The following is a 20,722-nucleotide window of genomic DNA, read 5'->3' as shown; positions in this document are numbered from 1 at the left end:
TCTATTTTTAATGTCCTTAGCACATTATATCCCATGTGAAATTATGGCTATCATACAACTTATAAACGATGATATAAACCTTTATTATTTCTCTTTTTATTCTCTTCATCTTTTTTGAAAGTCCTATATTTAAGAAATTGAACGAAACAAAATCCAAGGAATACACAAATCGGTCCTTCGACCGTGGCAGGACCACTAATCAACAAATAAGAGCTAATAAACAATGCGATATAAACGATTAAGAAAAAAATATTTCCCCATTTTTCCTTTTTTAAATATTCACTAATAATCATTCCGCTCCCTTGAAAATGTACGACCTTATCGAATCTATCTTTCATTTTATTAAGCTCTTTAGACACAAAAATACCCCTTTAGATAATTATATCTAAAGGGGTATCAAAAGTCTGATTTAATTTAAACCCTACTCCACCGTCACACTCTTCGCAAGGTTACGTGGTTTATCCACATCACACCCGCGGTGAAGGGCTGCGTAGTAAGCGATGAGCTGTAATGGGACAACAGATGCAAGTGGTGCAAGTGCTGGGTGTACAGCTGGAAGGACGAAACGGTCGCCTTCGTCTTCTAGGCCTTTTAGTGAGATGACACATGGGTTTGCGCCGCGTGCAACGACTTCTTTGACGTTACCGCGAATGCTGAGGTTCACGTGCTCTTGCGTTGCAAGGGCAATGACCGGTGTGCCTTCTTCAATTAAAGCAATGGTGCCGTGTTTGAGTTCTCCGCCAGCAAATCCTTCTGCTTGGATGTAAGAGATCTCCTTTAGTTTTAGTGAACCTTCAAGGCACACATAGTAGTCAAGTCCTCTTCCGATAAAGAATGCGTTACGTGTCACTGTGAAGAAGTCACGAGCGATTTGTTCCATTTCATCCTTTTGATCGACAAGTGCTTCCATTGCGTTTGCAACAATCCCAAGTTCTTTCACAAGATCAAAGTCAAGAGATTGACCATTTAATTCGGCTGCAACAGATGCAAGGATCGCAAGAACAGCGATTTGTGCTGTGTAGGCTTTTGTTGAAGCCACTGCGATTTCTGGTCCTGCATGAAGAAGCAATGTGAAGTCCGCTTCACGTGAAAGCGTTGAACCTGGTACGTTTGTGATCGTTAATGCTTTATGACCAAGCTCTTTGACTTGAACAAGTACAGCACGGCTGTCCGCAGTCTCCCCAGATTGAGAAAGGAAGATGAACAACGGCTTTTTCGATAGAAGCGGCATGTTGTAAGAGAATTCACTTGCTACATGGACTTCTACAGGTACTTTCGCCCAGTCTTCAATATATTGTTTACCAACAAGCCCTGCATGGTAGCTCGTTCCGCAAGCCACGATGTAAATGCGGTCTGCTTCTGCTACTGCGCTTGCGATATCGCCAGCGACTGACAGCTTGCCGTTTTCGTCTTGATATTCTTGGATGATTTTGCGCATGACAAGCGGCTGCTCATCCGTTTCTTTTAACATGTAGTGAGGATATGTGCCTTTCTCGATGTCGCTTGCATCTAGCTCAGCGATATAAGAAGGACGTGTCATGATATCACCGTCAAGGTTTTTGATGATCACCTCGTCTTTTGTGACAATGACCATTTCTTTATCCATTAATTCCGCATATTCGTTTGTTACTTGAAGCATCGCCATTGCGTCAGAAGCTACAACGTTGAAATCTTCTCCGAAACCAACCAATAATGGGCTTTTGTTTTTCGCCACATAGATTGTTTCTTTGTTTTCGTTATCGAAAAGGGCAATTGCGTAAGAGCCTTTTAGTTGAAGAAGCGTTTGACGGAAAGCTTCCTCTGTATCAAGACCTCTGCTTACAAATTGTTCGATAACTTGAACAACAACCTCTGTATCTGTGTCGCTTTTTAGTGTGACGTCTTGTAAATATTCACGTGTCAATTGTACATAGTTCTCGATGACACCGTTATGAACAAGCGTAAAACGGCCAGAAGCACTTTGATGCGGATGCGCATTTAGATGGCTTGGTACACCGTGTGTTGCCCAGCGTGTATGTCCGATTCCAGCTGAAGATGCTACATTTGCATCAACAACTTCACGAAGCTCAGCGATACGTCCTTTTTCTTTGAACACATGCACGCCTTCTTCGTTTGCCACAGCGATACCTGCTGAGTCATACCCGCGGTACTCTAGCTTCTCTAAACCCTTTAATAAGATTTCCTTCGCATCATTCTGACCAATATAACCTACGATTCCACACATAAATATTCTTCCTCCCGATCATGTGAAAGGGACAAAGAAAGCCTACTAAAATAGAAGGGACATTTCTTCGTCCCTCTCTACATGTTTAATTTGGGAGATCATGTGTATTCCCTTTGTACAAAGAGTCACCTCTTTGCTTTAAAGAAACACTTACGGCTGTGATCTCTTTTTTGATCAGCCGGGAGGCATCCGCCGAAAATTCGATAACCTCCATCCTCGTCAACTAAGCATCTTTCGTCCGATCGCTTAGTTCGGGCGCTATAATTATAAGAGAGTTGCTGAACATCTACCCTGCCTTTCCTGATAGAATAAAAATCCAGTAACACAAGGATGATTGTACTATAAGGTCTGACCTCCGTCAATCACAATTTAGCGGGTGATCCCGCTCAAGAAAGTGAGACCTCCATACACTATATGCGATGAGGCTTGTCATGTTCTACCTTTGATGTGCTCTCCTATGTATGAAGGCAGCAAATTGCCCTCGCTTATAAGATTCGTACAAATCCATCCATTTATGACGTTTATTCGAAAAAAAAGCAAACCGCCGCTGGCGATTTGCTTTCATCTATTACTCGATACCCATTTCCTCTTTCACAACAGCGGTAATTCGAGTCACATATTCATCACACAGCTCTTTTGTTTTCGCCTCTGCCATCACGCGTACAAGCGGTTCTGTTCCAGATGGACGAACAAGAATACGGCCATCACCGTTCATCTCTTTTTCGACCTCTTGAATCACTGCTTTTACTTTTTCATTTTCTTCCACTTTATATTTATCAGACACTTTCACATTTACTAGAAGCTGCGGGAATTTTTCCATTTCAGCTGCAAGCTCTGACAATGTTTTTCCTGTTGCTTTGAGTGTATTGACAAGCATGATTGCAGAAAGCATGCCATCGCCTGTCGTATTGTAATCAAGGAAAATCAAGTGGCCTGATTGCTCACCACCGACATTATAGCCATCCTTTTTCATCGCTTCGACCACATACCGGTCACCAACAGCGGTTTGGATGCTCTTAATGCCTTGTTTCTCCAGCGCTTTATAGAAACCTAAGTTACTCATGACCGTGGACACGACGGTGTCATCCTTTAATCGGCCTTCGCCCTTCAAATAACGTGCACATATGTACATAATTTGATCGCCGTCTACAATATCACCTTTTTCATCGACAGCAATTAAACGGTCTCCGTCACCATCAAACGCAAGACCAATATCTGCACCCTTCTCCTTCACAAAAGCAGAAAGTGCCTCTGGATGAGTTGAGCCGACACCATCATTGATATTCAATCCGTTTGGTGATGTTCCCATTGTGGACACATCAGCATCTAAATCCGCAAATAAATGTGTCGCTAGAGAAGAGGTTGCACCGTGAGCACAGTCAAGCGCCACGTGAATACCTGTGAAATCCTCGTCCGCTGTCTGCTTCAAGAATTGCAAGTATTTCTGACCACCTTCAAAGTAGTCATTCATCGTTCCAAGATCCGCTCCAACTGGGCGTGGCAATTGATCGACCGGCTGATCCATCAGCTGCTCAATTTCATTCTCCTGTTCATCAGACAGCTTAAAGCCGTCACCGCCGAAGAATTTAATTCCGTTGTCTTGAACTGGGTTGTGAGAAGCAGAAATCATGACACCCGCTTCTGCGTCCATTGCCTTCGTTAAATAAGACACACCAGGTGTTGAGATTACACCTAGACGCATCACTTCAGCGCCAATTGAAAGTAAGCCTGCAACGAGCGCTCCTTCTAGCATATGACCGGATACACGTGTGTCTCGTCCAACGAGTACCTTTGGACGTTCTTTATCCTTCGTGAGCACATAGCCGCCAAATCTCCCAATTTTAAATGCGAGCTCTGGCGTTAATTCGCTATTCGCCACACCCCTTACACCATCAGTTCCAAAGTACTTGCCCATGTTTCAATCGCTCCTTTTTTACCATTCAAGAGGACGCTTCGTCCTCTTTTTTATCTTCTTTGATCCGCTGTCTTTGACTTGATTCTTTCTTTGCTTTATCTTGCGTGGATTCTTCTTTACTTTTCTCATCCTGATCATCGTCATCAGAAGATGGATCCTTGCGATCATTCGTAGACGCTGGCTGATCTTCTGTCTCAGTAGAAGTCAGTTTCACTTTGACCTTTGATCTCGATAATGTCCACGTCACATTTTGAGGACCGTTCACTTGAATTGTGACCTCATGTGTTCCTTCGTTCAAGTCCCCAACATTGATATAGGCTTCAACATCTGAAGCCTTTAGTTTATCAATCGCACTCTTTGATCCTTTTGCTGTTAACGTGAGCCGTCCAGAAGATGGGCTCACAAAATCAGAGGTGAGATCCTTGCTCAGACCTACGACAGAAATTGGTACATTATCGATCTTTTTTTCTTGCGCTGTTGCAACCTTCACTTTGATCTTGACGGTTTCGGGCGATACCTTTTTCACACCATCTGGCAGGGGAATGTCGGCATCAATCTCGGTATCATCTTTGATCTTGCTTAGGTCCAGCTTGACGCCATCAATAAAATCAAGCGAATCCAGCACTTTTTGAGAGCCGTACACTGTGACCTCACTCGGGCTTGTCTCAATACTTGAGATACTGATCCCATCCGGCAAACTGCCAGTCCGCTCTATTTTAAACGGAACCTTTTTGCTTGGACTTGAGATGGGAACTGTAATATTCACCACAGACGGACTCAATTCGACTGGCAGCTCATTCCCGCTGCTATCATACACAGTGAGCTTCGCTTCCTTTTCAATTTGCTGATCGACATCCTCTAGGTTCACAAATGCTTTAATGACAGAAATTTTGTCGATTACGTCCTTTGAACCAGTGACTGTGACTTTTTTCGGATTCACAATAGGCTGTTCAGGTGAATAGCCATCTTTGATTTTATTTTGATTATAAAATTCAGTTTCAACAGGAAATTCTGCTGTTGTTTTTTCTTGTATCGTCACCGTCGTCACAGATGGGTTGATCGATAGTGTGAGCCCTTTTGATACATCTCTTGCCTTCAGCTCCACTTTATGGGTACCTGTGGATAAATTCTGCATATCTGCATATATTTCGAAGTTCTTTGTTTGTCTTGCTGTTTTCACAGCACTCGTTGACCCTTTAATCGTCACATTGACTGTTTGCGGCACGCCAGTAACGACGTACTTCTCGTCATCATAATACGCCTTAACAGGAATGTCGGTTAAAGTTGCTTCATCTGTCGTCGATGTTGGGAAAAAGGATTCACCGATTTTTTTCGGCGTGGGCGCTTGCGCTGAATTGACTGCACCATACAGCAATAAAGCGAAGACCAATGCAAGAAGCTTTACGGCCCAGCGATTATTCAAAATCTTATCCATTTTTCTTGCCCCTCCAATACCATTTGGTCGAGGAAGCATCTTTGCTGTTCTTACTAAATTCAGCAATCAGCATTTCTTCAAGCGCTTCTTCTGTCAATTCTCGGTGGAGATCACCATTTCTTGCGACAGAAATGCCGCCTGTCTCTTCAGAAACGATGACGGTTAAGCTGTCTGTCACTTCACTAATTCCGACTGCCGCCCGGTGACGCGTCCCCAGTTCCTTAGAGATAAAAGGACTTTCTGACAGCGGTAAATAACAAGCCGCAGCTGCAATCTCATCACGCTTCATAATGACAGCACCGTCATGAAGCGGTGTATTTGGAATGAAAATATTAATGAGCAGCTCTGAACTCACCTTTGCATTCAAAGGAATTCCAGTCTCTATGTAATCATTCATCCCAGTATCACGCTCAATTGTCAGCAGCGCGCCGATTCTGCGTTTTGCCATATATTTAATTGCTTTTGTAATTGCCTCGATCGTTTTCTGCTGCTGTTCCTCTATAGGTGTCCCGCTTCTTGAGAAGAAACGGCCGCGCCCAAGCTGCTCAAGCGCTCTCCTTAGCTCTGGCTGAAAAATAATAATGATCGCAAGGAATCCCCACGTAATCGCTTGATCCATCAGCCATTGAAGTGTGTTAAGACCGAGATACGCACTTCCCATCCTGACAAGAACAATGACCACAATTCCCTTTAAAAGCTGAACCGCTTTTGTTCCGCGGATGACCATCATTAATTTATATATCACATACCAAACAACGAGAACATCAACAGCATTACCGAGGTACTGCAAAAAAGGAATATCCCCTAAAGCCATTTCCTCGTCCTCCAGAATTTTCAGTTATTCTTCGTTTGATGCATTTTTAATAAAAAAAGAGACTATGTGTAAATACATAGCGTGGCTATTATACCACATTTTGTTTCAGCAAGGAAAACAGTTGCCATATATGGCTGGCGTGCTAGTTCGCATACATTCTGACCTATAATATAGAAAAAGAGCAGCCCCATAAAGAGACTGCTCTCGACCCGTATGATTACTTTTGCTCCTCTGGTCCAATGACCCGCATCACATTTTGTGCTGTGGATTTCATTTTGTACCAAATCCAATCAAACACTTCATTAATTTCATTAATTTGACCAGTGACTTGTCCGGCAGAAGCAGTCAGCTGTTCCCCATTGACGACGGTGACATTTCCATCAACCTTGCCTTCTACAATCAGCTTGCCATTTTTGACAGTGACATCACCTTTTACGGTTTCCCCTTTAGGTACGGTCACTGTATCATTTACAACGACGAGATTCGACTGTTTTGACACACTGAAATTATGATCGGTATTCCAGCTTGTAAACAGACTGCCTCCCATCAAAATGAGAAAGAGGGCAGCGGCCACCATCAGCGGATGAGCTTTGATCCATCTTTGAACCGACACACGCTTTTTTTCCTTTGGAAGACCTGCCATCACCTTTGCAGTGAAATCAGATGGTGCTTCTATATGAGATGTACTCTGCACAAGCGCGATGGATTTCTCAATTTGTTGAAAATGAGTACGGCACTCCTCACACGATTGCAGATGGCTTTTTAATTCTTTTTCGTCTTGGGGCTCAATGTCCCCGTCTAAATACTGATGCATAAGCAGGACGATTTTTTCCTGACAGCTCATCAAAATCACCTCACTCAAAGGTCTCTCAACTGTTTCCGGAGAGCCTCTCTACCCCTGTGTATTCTCGTTTTCACCGTACCAACGGGTATATTCAGAATCTCGCTAATTTCTTTTAACGAGAGTTCATCAATATACTTTAATACGATGACCGAACGATATTTATCGGGTAATCTTAGAATTTTTTGCTGAATGGTACTCGATAATTCAAGAGACACCACCTCTTCCTCTGGCAAAATGCCATCAGCAGCAATTTGAGAATACATATTCAATCCTTCTGTTCCTGCCACCTCTGCATCTAAATAATAATCCGGCTTTTTTTTGCGAATACGATCGATGGTCAGGTTGGTTGCAATGCGGTACAGCCACGTAGAAAACTTACGATTCACATCAAAGCTTTCAATATTCACATAGGCACGAATAAACGCCTCCTGTGCAATATCCTCTGCTTCGTGTGCATTCCCAAGCATACGATAGCACAGCTGATAAATTTTGTCTTTATACAGGTCTACGATGTCTGCAAATGCGTTCTGGTCGCCTTTTTTCAATTGCTTAATTCTCTTTTTAATCATTGTGTCCATAGTATATTCAACCTCTGCCTTCACCGGTCTTTATGTATACGAATCTCTTTCCAAAAGGTTTCATTCTCCTCTAAAAAATAGTGTAACAAATTTTTGACAGCGTGTTACGCATATCCACCGGTAAAAACCTTAATATATCCTTAAATTTCTCCAAAACAAAAAAGAACGGGAACAAGTCCCGCTCTACAATAGCTTTTCGCCCATTAACGAACCAATCAACGCAACAGCTGCCTCGGCTGTTTTATTTTTTTCATCCAAAACCGGATTCACCTCAACAAATTCAGCTGAAGTCAAAATACCCGCTTCCTCTAAAAGTTCCATGGCAAGATGACTCTCCCGGTAACTAATGCCACCCGCCACAGGAGTTCCTACACCAGGGCACTCCGCTGGATCTAGTCCATCTAAATCAAGCGACAGGTGGACACCATCTGTTCTTTCCTTTAAATATGAAATGGCTTCCTCCATCACCCTTGTCATCCCTAAACGATCTATTTCATGCATCGTATACACTTTAATGCCTTTCTCTCTAATCAATGCCCGCTCTCCTTCATCTAAGGATCGAGCACCAATTATAACAACATTCTCAGGCTTCAATTTAGGGGAATAACCACCAATGTTCGTTAAATCAGCATGCCCAAGACCGAGACTGACTGCAAGCGGCATACCATGTATATTTCCAGAAGGAGAGGTTTCCTCTGTATTTAAATCACCGTGTGCATCATACCAAATGGCACCTAAGTTTTCATAATGCTTGGCTACCCCCGCAAGTGTTCCTATCGCAATGCTGTGATCACCGCCTAAAATGAGCGGGAATGAGCCTGATTGCACAATACTGTCAACCTTCTCAGCTAGCAGCTGATTCGCACTAGCATTCTCCGTTAAATTTTTTAGCTTTTCACTTGTATATAAACCTTTCTCATCATCTCTTTGTTCAACCAAAATATCGCCGAGATCCTCCACATCAAATGAAAGCGATTCCAATTTTTCTTTTACGCCTGCACACCGAATCGCACTCGGTCCCATATCGACGCCTCTTCTCATTTGACCCAAATCCATCGGAACTCCGACAATCGTGACCTTCTTTTGATCTCCCATATGTACATCCCCTTTCCGTTCATGCTTATATTTTACTTTCTCGATGCCTTCTGACTCAACTCAACAATATTTTGAATAGTTATACATTCCGTCTGCCAACATAAAAAAAGACACCTTTTTGAAAAAGGTGTCTTAACTGGGCTAGCTGGATTCGAACCAACGCATGACGGAGTCAAAGTCCGTTGCCTTACCGCTTGGCTATAGCCCAAAAATGGTGGAGGGGGGCGGATTCGAACCGCCGAACCCGGAGGGAGCGGATTTACAGTCCGCCGCGTTTAGCCACTTCGCTACCCCTCCACATATGGAATTGATAAAGAAAAAACAGTGCCGGCAAGAGGACTTGAACCCCCAACCTACTGATTACAAGTCAGTTGCTCTACCAGTTGAGCTACACCGGCATATGGTGGAGGATGACGGGCTCGAACCGCCGACCCTCTGCTTGTAAGGCAGATGCTCTCCCAGCTGAGCTAATCCTCCACATCATGGTGACCCGTACGGGATTCGAACCCGTGTTACCGCCGTGAAAGGGCGGTGTCTTAACCGCTTGACCAACGGGCCAGTTTGTCAAGTTTGCTGTTTCCGTGAAGCTGACAAAAGTTATTATATACAGGTTGTCCCCCTTTTGTAAAGGGGATTTTTATTTTTTTTATTTTCTAATTATTTACCTTCAGTTAGCACAACGTTTCGAGTGAAATATAATTTCAATATTTAAATATAATGTTGAAATTTCATATCACACTGAATATACTGAAAATGAAGAAATAAGGAGGAATGTCGCATGCAGCCATCTCAATTGCGTTCTTTGACAACAGAATCAAGAAACCCTAACACAATGGGAATATCACAAGCAGATCCGCTCGAAATACTCCAGCTGATCAATGAAGAAGATATGAAGGTCGCTCAAGCAGTGAACCGTGTCCTACCACATGTCAAAACAGCAAGTGACTTCGCCTATGAATCCATTTCAAATGGGGGTAGACTCGTTTATTTAGGAGCCGGGACAAGCGGCAGACTTGGCGTGATGGATGCTGTTGAATGTCCCCCTACCTATAGCGTCTCACCTGATGTGATTGTCGGTATCATGGCAGGCGGCGACTCTGCTTTTTCACATGCTGCCGAAGATGTGGAAGACAGTGAAGAAGCCGGCAAACAGGATTTAGTACACATTCACCTGACATCAAAAGATACGGTCGTCGGTATCGCCGCCAGCGGCAGGACACCCTACATCATCGGCGCTTTAAACTACGCTAAATCCATCGGCGCAAAAACAGTAGCCCTCAGCTGCAATGAACAAGCAGAAATTAGCGAGCTGGCAGACTGCGCCATTGAAGTCATTGTAGGACCAGAAGCCATCACTGGGTCAACACGAATGAAAGCCGCATCCGCTCATAAAATGATTTTAAATATGCTTTCCACCTCTGTCATGATCAGACAAGGTAAAGTATATGAAAACCTGATGGTTGATGTAAAAGTCAGCAATCATAAATTAAAAGAACGCGCCATCACCATCATTCAACATGTGACAAACGCTTCCTATGAACAAGCCGTGAAGACTCTTGAAGCAGCAGACTTAGAAGTCAAAACCGCCATCGTCATGCTCCAAACAAACACAGACAAAAAAACAGCCAAGGATTTACTCAACAAAGCGAATGGCCATATCGACAAAGCCATCTCTCATCATCAATCCTAAAGGAGGCAGAGCTCATGTCAGCAGGTGGACTCACCCTACTACACACAATGAAAGCAAAGCTCCCCCAATCTGAAAAAATCATTGCAGACTATATTCTTGCCCATCCTGACAAAGTCATTAAAAGCACAGTACACGAGATCAGTCAGGCAGCCGGAGCAAGCAGCTCTGCTGTCATCCGCCTTTGTAAATCTCTCGGGCTAGATGGCTATCACGATTTAAAAATGCGAATCGCTGGAGACTTGATGCACGACGATAAACAAGGCTATCGTGATATCGAACAAGATGAACCGCTTCAATCCATTATTCAAAAAACAGCAGGAAACTCGATTCAATCGATTAAGGACACCGCTTCTATTTTAAATGCAGAAGCATTAGAAAAAGCTGTTCAATTACTGCTGCATGCAAACCAAATCCATTTTATCGGCGTCGGTGCATCTGGCATCGTCGCAGCGGATGCCCAGCAGAAATTTCTCAGAATCAATTATGCAGCGACTGCCTTCACTGACATGCACATCGCATCAACGGTCATCGCAAATGCAGGAAAGAATGACATCGTGTTCGGTATATCCTTTTCAGGAGAAACGTTAGACATCATTCAAGCCCTTCAGCTCGCAAAAGACAATCAAGTGAAAATCATTGCCTTAACGCATCCTGGTCAAACAAGCGTTTCTGCCTTAAGTGATGTTCACCTATCGACGTCCGGTTCCAATGAAGCACCTTTTCGCAGTGCAGCCACTTCCTCTAGAATGGCACAGCTCTACTTAATTGATGTCTTGTTCCTCAGCTTAGCTTCCCGTCAATATGAAGAGACAGCGCAATATATTGACAAGACAAGACATGCCATCCGCTCCATGAAACGAAAATCAAAGGGGGATTCAACATGAGTCATCAAAAGAAATATCAGCAGTTGGCGAAAGACATTCTTTCTCTCTGTGGTGGTTCTGAAAACATCTCTTCCCATACACATTGTATGACGCGTCTCCGAATTACACCGATTGACAATGAACAAGTTCACATCACAGCAATTAAAGAACTCGATGGCGTCATTGGTGTCGTTGAGGCAGAAACGCTTCAAATCATTTTAGGTACAGGTGTTGTCAACCAAGTATCAAGTGCGTTTGAACAGCTGCTAAATGCCTCTGGCTCTTATGATTTAAACAATGAAGCACAAAAAAACAAGCAAGCCATTTCACAAAAGAACCGCACACCGTTCAAGCTGTTCTTACGACGGATTGCCAGCATCTTTATTCCTATCATTCCGGCACTCGTTGCATCAGGTCTTATTACAGGGATTACGAAAGCAATCGTGCAAGCAGGCTGGCTCGATGAAAAGTCTCAAGCAGCGATCATTTTAACCGTTATTGGTTCAGGCTTGTTCGCATATCTCGGTATTTTAGTCGGATCAAATGCCGCAAAGGAGTTTGGAGGCTCTCCTGCATTAGGCGCATTAGCTGGTATCCTCATTATTAACCCAGCCTCCGCAGACATTATGTTATTTGGCACAAATATTCTACCAGGCAGAGGCGGGCTCATCGGTGTTCTTCTAGCCGCCATCTTTATGGCACTTGTGGAAACCCGAATTAGACGCTTCGTCCCGCAATCACTTGATATCATCGTCACACCAACCATCACACTACTCATTACAGGCATTTTTACGTACGTTGTCTTCATGCCAGTCGGCGGATTTATATCGGATGCCATCACCTCAGGATTAACTTATCTATTAAATATGGGCGGAATCTTCGCTGGATTTGTTCTTGGTGCGACCTTCCTTCCACTTGTTGTGACAGGACTTCACCAAGGACTGACACCAATTCATATGGAACTCATTAATTCCATTGGAGATGACCCGCTTTTGCCAATTCTCGCTATGGGCGGTGCAGGACAGGTAGGTGCGGCATTCGCCATTTATATGAAAACAAAAAAGAAAAAACTCAAAAGAGCCATCGCAGGTGGACTTCCTTCAGGGATGCTCGGCATTGGTGAACCACTCATTTTCGGTGTTACACTCCCGCTGGGACGACCATTTCTCACTGCTTGTCTTGGCGCTGGAATCGGCGGCGCATTTCAAGCCTACTTCCAAATTGCAACGAAGGCGATTGGTGTATCAGGTCTCCCATTAACCTTTATTGTTCACACACATCAAATGCTTCTTTACTTAATCGGACTCTTTATTGCATATGTCGCTGGATTTATTTTCACATACTTATTTGGTTTTCATGATGATATGGCTGTTGAATTTGAGGAAAAATAAGCAATAGGAGGTCTAACTCTTGAAGAAATACTTTCTCTTAATAACAAGTCTGCTCATGCTCCTTGGATTACCCGTACAAACATTTGCAACTAGCTCCCATCCTGTATCGTCTTTGTCTAAAACAGCACCTGAAGAATATCCCGTCTTAAAAAAGGCAAAACGACCGGAACAAGCAGGTTTTTCTTCCAGGCAGCTTAGGAAGGTTGATCACATGATTCAAAACGACATCAAAGCAGGATTTCCAGGAGGCGCACTCATCATTATCAAAGACGGAAAAATCGTCCATCAAAAAGCCTATGGCTACAGGCAAAAATACGAAGGCACAACTGAACTCAAATCATATAAGAAAATGAAAAAGAATACACTGTTCGACTTAGCATCCAACACCAAAATGTATGCGACGAACTATGCCCTGCAAAAGCTCGTCTACGAGAAAAAACTGGATGTGAACGAAAAAATACAAGCCATCCTGCCAGATTTTAAAGATGAACCAGATGCAAAGGTAACCGGCAAAGATCAGCTCCGTGTAAAAGATCTTCTGACCCATTCTGCCGGGCTCCCTTCCAGTGTCTTATTTTATAGCAAAGAAGCCGCCGGCTCTTTTTTCTCTCAAGATAGAAAGACAACGATGAAATGGCTGCCGAAGGTGCCGCTGCAATACAAACCAGGCACCCAGCACATTTATAGTGACATTGATTACATGCTGTTAGGCATGATCATTGAGAAAAAAACAGGTATGCCTCTTGATCAATATGTAGAGTCGACGATCTATCGGCCGCTAGGTCTCAAACATACAATGTTCAATCCACTGCAAAAAGGATTTAAACCGAAGCATTTTGCAGCAACCGAACGTTTAGGTAATTCGCGAGATGGTGTCATTGATTTTGAAAACATTCGCAGGTACACCCTGCTAGGCGAAGTCCACGATGAGAAAGCATATTACTCAATGGCAGGTATCTCTGGTCATGCCGGACTTTTCTCTAACATGTCAGATATGGGCGTGCTGCTCCAGCTCATGCTGAACAAAGGAGGCTATGGAAAAAAAACCATCTTTGATCAAGCTTCTATCGATCTCTTTACAGCCTCTTCTGATACAAACCCAACTTACGGGCTAGGCTGGCGTAAAAACGGTCATACTGACATGGAATGGATGTTTGGAAAATATGCAAGTAACGAAGCCTATGGACATACTGGCTGGACCGGAACCATGACATTGATTGATCCAAAACATAATCTAGGTATCGTCTTGCTGACAAATAAGAAACATTCGCCTGTCGTTTCACCTGAAACCAACCCAAATCAATTTGAAGGTGACCTTTTCCCAACTGGTACTTATGGAAGCATCATGACCGCAATCTACGAATCTTTTAAGTAAAAGGAGGAATTCGATGTTAAAAGCTCTTTTCCCCGCTACTCTGGTTTTGGCCCTGCTAACCTCTTCCATTCCAACGGAAAAGGTTAGCTCTGCCCCTCTTCCAACCGCAAAACAAATGGTGCAAGACATGTCCCTGGATGAAAAGATAGGTCAAATGCTCATGCCAGACTTTCGCAATTGGCAAACAAAAGATGAATCTGCACCTACAGGCTTAACAAAGATGAATAAAGAAGTGTCCCATCTTGTTGAAAAATATCATCTAGGCGGTGTCATCTTATTTGCGGAGAATGTCGTTGATACGAAACAAACCGTCAAACTCACCCATGAATTTCAAAAAGCATCACCAAAGATTCCATTACTCATTTCAATTGATCAAGAAGGTGGAATCGTCACAAGATTACAAAAGGGAACACATTTCCCAGGAAATATGTCGATTGGTGCCTCTAGAAGTAAGAAAAATGCATACGACACAGGTAAAATCATCGGCAAAGAACTAAACGCACTAGGGATCAATACAAACTTCTCTCCTGTGCTTGATGTGAATAATAATCCAAACAACCCCGTCATTGGTGTCCGTTCCTTTAGCTCTGATCCTGCTCTTGTCACTAGGCTTGGCCTTCAAACCATGAAAGGACTTCAAAAGGAAAAGACCATTTCCACACTAAAGCATTTCCCGGGACATGGTGATACAGCCGTCGATAGTCACTATGGCTTGCCGCTCGTAGAACATGACCTAGATCGTCTTAAAAAAGTGGAGCTGTATCCGTTTCAACAAGCCATCAACGCTGGTGCGGATATGGTCATGACCGCTCATGTTCAATTCCCTGCCATTGACCACACAACGTACAAAAGCAAAAAAGATGGCGAGGACATTATGGTTCCAGCAACCTTATCGAAAAAAGTCATCACACACTTATTAAAAGAAGAGATGGGCTTTCAAGGTGTTGTGGTAACAGACGCCCTAAATATGAAAGCGATTGCAGATAACTTTGGGCAGGAAGAAGCCGTGGTGATGGCTATTAAGGCAGGTGTCGACATCGCCCTTATGCCAGCACCAGTCACCTCTCTAAAAACAGAAAAAAACCTAGAGAATGTGTTCAATGCTGTAAAACAGGCGGTTGTAAAGAAAGAAATTCCGATGTCTCAAATCAACCAATCTGTCGAAAAAATTCTTCAATTGAAAATCAAACGCGGCATCATTTCTTCCAAGAAACCCATCACCCTTGAGAAAAAAATCAAAAAAGCCACTCAAGTCGTTGGGAAAAAGTCGCACCGGAAAGCAGAACAAAAAATGGCACGTGAAGGGATCACCCTGCTTAAAAACAACGAAAAGACCTTACCATTCAAGCCTAAAAAGAATAACAAGATCTTGGTCATGGCACCTTACGAAGATCAGACAAAAGCCATGTCTGTCACAATTGACTCTCTGATCAAACAAAAAAAGATCAAGCCTGTACGTATCCAATCATATGCGTTTGCGGATAAGACCTTCACTAAAGAAACAGCCAAACTAATACAAGATGCTGACTATGTGATTACCGGCTCTTACGTTGTCCAAAATGACCCAGCTGTGAATGATGGTGTGATTGATGACAATGTACAGGACCCGAAAAAATGGGCTACTGCCTTCCCTCGTGCTGTTATGAAAGAAGCAGCAGCACAAAACAAAAAAATGGTCATCATGAGTCTAAGAAATCCTTACGATGCGGCAAATTTTGAGGAGGCTGATGCCTTACTAGCCGTTTACGGTTTTAAAGGCTACTCAAACGGGCAATTCAATCAGCCAAATATTCCTGCTGGATTAGAAGTGATATTTGGCGCTGCATCACCTAAGGGCAAATTGCCTGTGGATATCCCATCTGTCACTCATCCAAATCAAACCCTGTATCCATTCGGCTATGGACTCAACTTGAAAGGGAAACAGATCAAATAGGAGGGATTCTCTTGAAAAAAACAGCAAGCTTGATACTCGCAAGCATTCTCATTATGAGCACATTGACCGCCGCCTCCCCCGCAAACCAAGAACGAACAGATACAAAAGGAAAAAAAGCAGCGGTCAAAACAGGGATCGAAACACTACTCTCAGGCAACCTTGCATGGTTAAAAGGGAAAAGGGTCGGCCTCATTACGAACCCAACTGGTATTGATGCAAATATGAAAAGCAGTGTCGATCTCCTATTTGAGCATCCAAGTATCAAGCTTACTGCTCTATATGGACCAGAACATGGTGTGCGCGGCGATGCACAAGCAGGAGAAGGCGTCGAATCCTATACTGATGAAAAAACAGGTCTCCCTGTTTACTCTCTCTATGGAAAAACAAGAAAACCCACGCCTGACATGCTCAAAAATGTAGATGTCTTGCTGTTTGATATCCAAGATGTTGGTGCTCGTTATTACACCTATATTTACACGATGGCTTATGCGATGGAGGCCGCTAAAGAAAACAACATTCCCTTTGTTGTCCTAGACCGTCCAAACCCCATTGGCGGACTAAAAGTAGAAGGCCCTGTCTTAGAACCTGAGCACGCTTCATTTGTAGGGCTCTATCCAATACCATTAAGACATGGAATGACCACTGGTGAACTAGCAAAATTCTTTAACAAAGAGTTTCATATCAATGCTGATGTCACAGTCATCAAAATGAAAAATTGGAAGCGTTCCATGACGTTTGATGACACGAAGCTGCCGTTCGTCCTTCCTTCACCTAACATGCCGACAGTGGATAGTACCTTTGTATATCCCGCCACAGGATTAATTGAAGGAACAAATGTCTCTGAAGGCAGAGGAACAACAAAACCGTTCGAGCTCATTGGCGCTCCATATATCAATAGCAGCGAACTAGCAGATCATTTAAATCAGTTAAAACTAAAGGGTGTACAATTTAGACCAGTATCATTCACCCCCACTTTTTCTAAACATGCAGGTAAGCTATCACACGGTGTGCAGCTATACGTCACAGACAGCTCTTCATTCGAAGCGGTAAAAACAGGGTTATCCATCATCAAAGCCATACATGATTTATATCCAAAAGACTTTCAGTTCCTTCAAACAGGCAGCTTTGATAAACTCATCGGAAATGGTTGGATCAAAGAAGAAATCAATCAAGGTACTTCCGTCAAACACATCATGAAGCGCTATCATCATGACCTCAAATCGTTCGAAAAGAAACGGAAGAAATATCTCATCTATTAATTCGCAAAAAGACCTCCATCTCATAAGATGGAGGTCTTTTCATGATAAAGATTTAGTCACAGCAGGCGCCTTCAGCTCAAAACGATTGAGTAAGAAACCAAACAAGGCAGCAAGCACTTGCTGAAATAGCATGCCAATCACAACAGGGACAGCAACAGCAGGCGGGAAAAAGCTAATAGCAAGCACAGCTCCGGCACTAATATTTCTCATGCCGCCCGTATACACAATGGCCACAATCTCCCCTTGAGTACATTTCATCACCTTTCCAATCAACCATGCAAAAGCATATCCACTCATCGCAATGAAAAAGACAGTCGCTGCTTTGCTAAAAAATGCAACATCCAGTTCACGCAAATATGGGGCGACAACAGAACTGTTAATCGATACGACAACAAACAAGCCTAATTTTGAAAAAGGAGACAGGGTCTGACTAATTGTTTTCGTCACCGATGGCTTTGCATACTGGCGAACGAGCATCCCTAAAATAGAGGGCAGTACCACCATACCAAACAGCCCTTTCATGATCGCAACCATGTCCATATGGACCTGTGTACCGACGAAGAGTGACAAGCTTACTGGCACAATCAATGGCGAAAGCAATGTATCAATTAAAATGATAGATAACGTTAACCCGACATTCCCTTTATACATCGCCGCCCATATTAAACTAGAAACACCTGTTGGAATCACCATCGCAAGCGTCAAACCGGTGATCGTCATGGAATCACCCGCAAATATCAAATGCCCCGCTGACCAGGCATAAAGGGGCATCAGCACATGTAAAATCATAAACGATAAAATCAAAGGCAATGGGTGCATCACCGTATGCTTTAAAGCTGAAAAAGTAGATGACAAGCTCCCTGAAAATGTCATCATGGCAAATACCCAGGGCACCATAAACGTAAAATCCTTTAAATAGGCCGACAATAATACACCGAGTAACACACTAATGGGCGTAATAAGCGGCATCATCCGGCCGAGCACTTGGTTCAAACGCACAAGCATGCCGGCCACCTCCATCCTTCACTTTCTTACCTTTTCTATTGTAACAAACAGAAAGATCTTTTTAAGAACCATTCACCTGTTTCACAAGCTTTCGACTCGAGGTATCCATTCCAACTACGTCTACCTGTACACCAGCTGCTTGATACTTTTCCTTTACACGTTCTATCGCTGCCACGCCTGATTCATCCCATATACACGCTTCAGACAAATCAATCACAACGGCTTGGAGATCTTCCTCCTGATGGAACGCTTGGATGAAATCAGTGACAGAAGCAAAGAAAATTTGCCCTTTAATTCGATACACCCAAATACCCGCTTGGCTTTCTGTAGAGGTAATATGAAGCTTTGATATTTTTGCTACAAAGAATATCGCACTAAGCAGCACACCTGCAAACACACCTTTTGATAAATCATGAGTCAACACCACAGTCACGACCGTGACAATCATGACAATAGAATCTGTTTTCGGATTCTTTTTTAGCTGCTGAAAGGAACTCCAATCAAATGTCCCAACGGAGACCATAATCATCACAGCCACAAGAGCAGCCATCGGAATTTGAACCACCACATCTCCGAGTACAAAAATCAGCACCATTAGAAATGCGCCCGCTACAAAGGTAGAAAGACGGCCACGCCCGCCTGCCTTCGTATTAATCACTGATTGACCAATCATCGCACAGCCAGCCATACCACCAAAGAATCCTGCAACCACATTAGCAATCCCTTGACCTCTCGCTTCCTTGTTCTTACGACTAGACGTCTCCGTCATATCATCGACAATCTGTGCAGTTAAAAGAGACTCAAGTAAACCAACCATCGCAAGTGCTAAAGAATAAGGAAAAATGATAGTAAGTGTCTCCCAGCTAAACGGTACTTGAGGAATCAGAAAAGCAGGCAAAGAACTAGGAAGCTCTCCCATATCTCCAACCGTTCTAACATCAATATGTCCAAATACAGCAATGATCGTCATGACAATAATCGCAATGAGTGGGGAAGGTATCACCTTTATCACCATCGGCAATAAATAAATAATCAACAAGGCGCCACCTGTCATGATATACATGGCCATTGATTCTCCGACGAAATGTGGAAGCTGAGCCATGAAGATCATAATAGCCAACGCATTCACAAAACCAACCATCACGGACCTCGGAATAAATTTCATCAGACGAGACACTCGGCAGAGTCCAAACACTATTTGAATCAGACCTGTTAAAATCGTAGCTGCAAACAAATATTGCAATCCATGATCGGCAACCAAATTAACCATGACCAGAGCCATAGCCCCTGTAGCGGCCGAAATCATACCTGGCCGTCCACCAACAAACGAAATCACAATTGCAATACAAAACGAAGCATACAACCCGATCTTCGGATCAACGCCCGCAATAATCGAAAACGCAATCGCCTCTGGAATTAAGGCCAGAGCCACTAAAATACCCGCAAGCACATCCTGACGCACATGCCCAAACCATTCTTGCTTTACAAATAAATCTTTCAAACCATCTACTCCTTTTTATATACATACCGAACAAGAAAAGAAGATCAACCAAACCTGGAGATGAAGAAAGGAAAAATAAACAATGCTTCACTTTCGGGGGAAAGAGGAACGTACAGAGTCTTTTGTTAGAGAGGATTTCATCACTTTAGTAAGCATAAAAAGGCACTGAAGTATCAAGAACGAAAAAAGGCATATGTAGAAACCTAATGCAAAGCTTCCAAGCAAATTGCTCCATTCGTATAGCAATCTTGTTTGTAGTTAAACATGAACGAATTTAATATATATGAAAACAAACAAAAAAAGCCTTCTCATCATCGAGAAACCTTAAACATTAATCATTATAATTTAGAGGAAAGCTTCCAAGCGGGCTCGAACCGCTGACCTCTTCCTTACCATGGAAGTGCTCTACCTACTGAGCTATGGAAGCATGGCTCCGCAGGTAGGACTCGAACCTACGACCGATCGGTTAACAGCCGATAGCTCTACCACTGAGCTACTGCGGAATGATAAAGTAACTTCTTCCATTGGAAGGATATAAACAAAAAGCTTGGCGGCGTCCTACTCTCACAGGGGGAAACCCCCAACTACCATCGGCGCTGAAGAGCTTAACTTCCGTGTTCGGTATGGGAACGGGTGTGACCTCTTCGCTATCGCCACCAAACCTGATGGAGAGAATGTTCTCTCAAAACTAGATAACAATGTTCAAGCTTCACATTAGAATATAGGTTAAGTCCTCGATCTATTAGTATCTGTCAGCTCCACGTGTCACCACGCTTCCACCTCAGACCTATCAACCTGAT

At 43.3% G+C, this 20,722-nt stretch carries 16 protein-coding genes, 7 tRNA genes and 1 rRNA gene; 6 read left to right on the top strand and 18 right to left on the bottom strand.

The window, feature by feature from the left end; translation table 11 throughout:
- Positions 1 to 59 precede the first annotated feature (59 nt).
- The 13 genes from C6Y07_RS14870 to C6Y07_RS14810 form a co-directional block, all read right to left on the bottom strand.
- A complete protein-coding gene (locus tag C6Y07_RS14870) occupies positions 60 to 359 on the bottom strand; it encodes a hypothetical protein (RefSeq protein WP_106048551.1) in 300 nt (99 codons plus the stop codon).
- A 62-nt stretch (positions 360 to 421) separates the two neighbouring features.
- On the bottom strand, positions 422 to 2,224 hold the full coding sequence (glmS, locus tag C6Y07_RS14865; RefSeq protein WP_003216893.1) for a glutamine--fructose-6-phosphate transaminase (isomerizing): 1,803 nt from the start codon (positions 2,222 to 2,224) through the stop codon (positions 422 to 424).
- Between the two features lie 568 nt (positions 2,225 to 2,792).
- The gene (gene glmM / locus C6Y07_RS14860) at positions 2,793 to 4,139 is read right to left on the bottom strand and encodes a phosphoglucosamine mutase (protein WP_034664420.1); all 1,347 of its coding nucleotides are present in this window, start codon (positions 4,137 to 4,139) and stop codon (positions 2,793 to 2,795) included.
- Between the two features lie 25 nt (positions 4,140 to 4,164).
- A complete protein-coding gene (locus C6Y07_RS14855) occupies positions 4,165 to 5,574 on the bottom strand; it encodes a CdaR family protein (protein WP_060595398.1) in 1,410 nt (469 codons plus the stop codon).
- Positions 5,567 to 6,388, bottom strand: a complete 822-nt coding sequence (gene cdaA, locus C6Y07_RS14850) for a diadenylate cyclase CdaA (RefSeq protein WP_060595397.1) — start codon at positions 6,386 to 6,388, stop codon at positions 5,567 to 5,569. Before cdaA ends, C6Y07_RS14855 begins: the two co-directional genes overlap by 8 nt.
- A 217-nt stretch (positions 6,389 to 6,605) precedes the next feature.
- Positions 6,606 to 7,232 carry an anti-sigma-W factor RsiW gene (rsiW, locus tag C6Y07_RS14845; RefSeq protein ID WP_060595396.1) on the bottom strand — a complete coding sequence of 209 codons (627 nt, stop codon included), beginning with the start codon at positions 7,230 to 7,232 and terminating at the stop codon, positions 6,606 to 6,608.
- A 14-nt stretch (positions 7,233 to 7,246) separates the two neighbouring features.
- On the bottom strand, positions 7,247 to 7,810 hold the full coding sequence (gene sigW / locus C6Y07_RS14840; RefSeq protein ID WP_003217112.1) for an RNA polymerase sigma factor SigW: 564 nt from the start codon (positions 7,808 to 7,810) through the stop codon (positions 7,247 to 7,249).
- Positions 7,811 to 7,993: 183 nt separating this feature from the next.
- Positions 7,994 to 8,905: an arginase gene (gene rocF, locus C6Y07_RS14835; protein WP_060595395.1), complete on the bottom strand. Its 912-nt coding sequence runs from the start codon at positions 8,903 to 8,905 to the stop codon at positions 7,994 to 7,996.
- A gap of 136 nt (positions 8,906 to 9,041) precedes the next feature.
- A tRNA-Gln gene (locus C6Y07_RS14830) sits at positions 9,042 to 9,113 on the bottom strand.
- A gap of 4 nt (positions 9,114 to 9,117) precedes the next feature.
- A tRNA-Tyr gene (locus C6Y07_RS14825) sits at positions 9,118 to 9,202 on the bottom strand.
- Positions 9,203 to 9,230: 28 nt separating this feature from the next.
- A tRNA-Thr gene (locus tag C6Y07_RS14820) sits at positions 9,231 to 9,303 on the bottom strand.
- Positions 9,304 to 9,306: 3 nt separating this feature from the next.
- Positions 9,307 to 9,382, bottom strand: a tRNA-Val gene (locus tag C6Y07_RS14815).
- 6 nt (positions 9,383 to 9,388) lie between these two features.
- Positions 9,389 to 9,463 (bottom strand) — tRNA-Glu (locus C6Y07_RS14810).
- Between the two features lie 220 nt (positions 9,464 to 9,683).
- Between C6Y07_RS14810 and murQ the strand changes: the two genes are divergently transcribed.
- From murQ to C6Y07_RS14780, 6 genes are read left to right on the top strand one after another with little or no spacing between them, the layout of a single operon-like run.
- Positions 9,684 to 10,595, top strand: coding sequence for an N-acetylmuramic acid 6-phosphate etherase (gene murQ, locus C6Y07_RS14805; protein WP_106039406.1), 912 nt, complete (start codon positions 9,684 to 9,686; stop codon positions 10,593 to 10,595).
- 14 nt (positions 10,596 to 10,609) lie between these two features.
- Complete coding sequence (locus tag C6Y07_RS14800; RefSeq protein ID WP_106048549.1) at positions 10,610 to 11,479, top strand: MurR/RpiR family transcriptional regulator; 870 nt, start codon at positions 10,610 to 10,612, stop codon at positions 11,477 to 11,479.
- Positions 11,476 to 12,849: a PTS transporter subunit EIIC gene (locus C6Y07_RS14795; RefSeq protein WP_060595392.1), complete on the top strand. Its 1,374-nt coding sequence runs from the start codon at positions 11,476 to 11,478 to the stop codon at positions 12,847 to 12,849. Before C6Y07_RS14800 ends, C6Y07_RS14795 begins: the two co-directional genes overlap by 4 nt.
- Positions 12,850 to 12,868: 19 nt before the next feature.
- Positions 12,869 to 14,224 carry a penicillin binding protein PBP4B gene (pbp4b, locus tag C6Y07_RS14790; protein WP_106071691.1) on the top strand — a complete coding sequence of 452 codons (1,356 nt, stop codon included), beginning with the start codon at positions 12,869 to 12,871 and terminating at the stop codon, positions 14,222 to 14,224.
- A 13-nt stretch (positions 14,225 to 14,237) separates the two neighbouring features.
- The gene (locus tag C6Y07_RS14785) at positions 14,238 to 16,157 is read left to right on the top strand and encodes a glycoside hydrolase family 3 protein (protein ID WP_106071690.1); all 1,920 of its coding nucleotides are present in this window, start codon (positions 14,238 to 14,240) and stop codon (positions 16,155 to 16,157) included.
- An 11-nt stretch (positions 16,158 to 16,168) separates the two neighbouring features.
- Positions 16,169 to 17,416 (top strand): exo-beta-N-acetylmuramidase NamZ family protein, encoded by a 1,248-nt coding sequence (locus C6Y07_RS14780; RefSeq protein WP_106039410.1) that lies wholly within the window; start codon positions 16,169 to 16,171, stop codon positions 17,414 to 17,416.
- A gap of 39 nt (positions 17,417 to 17,455) precedes the next feature.
- Here C6Y07_RS14780 and C6Y07_RS14775 read toward each other — a convergent pair whose 3' ends face one another.
- The 5 genes from C6Y07_RS14775 to rrf form a co-directional block, all read right to left on the bottom strand.
- On the bottom strand, positions 17,456 to 18,436 hold the full coding sequence (locus C6Y07_RS14775) for a bile acid:sodium symporter family protein (RefSeq protein ID WP_081311457.1): 981 nt from the start codon (positions 18,434 to 18,436) through the stop codon (positions 17,456 to 17,458).
- Between the two features lie 46 nt (positions 18,437 to 18,482).
- The gene (locus tag C6Y07_RS14770) at positions 18,483 to 19,922 is read right to left on the bottom strand and encodes a SulP family inorganic anion transporter (RefSeq protein WP_106156963.1); all 1,440 of its coding nucleotides are present in this window, start codon (positions 19,920 to 19,922) and stop codon (positions 18,483 to 18,485) included.
- A gap of 354 nt (positions 19,923 to 20,276) precedes the next feature.
- Positions 20,277 to 20,349, bottom strand: a tRNA-Thr gene (locus C6Y07_RS14765).
- A gap of 1 nt (position 20,350) precedes the next feature.
- Positions 20,351 to 20,425: transfer RNA gene (locus C6Y07_RS14760), tRNA-Asn, on the bottom strand.
- 42 nt (positions 20,426 to 20,467) lie between these two features.
- Positions 20,468 to 20,583: ribosomal RNA gene (gene rrf / locus C6Y07_RS14755) — 5S ribosomal RNA — on the bottom strand.
- Positions 20,584 to 20,722 lie beyond the last annotated feature (139 nt).

Source organism: Bacillus sp. LNXM12-1 (genome assembly GCF_003004375.1).
Lineage (GTDB): Bacteria > Bacillota > Bacilli > Bacillales > Bacillaceae > Bacillus.
The sequence above is the reverse complement of the archived record's forward strand: the minus strand, read 5'-3'. Positions and strand labels throughout refer to the sequence as shown.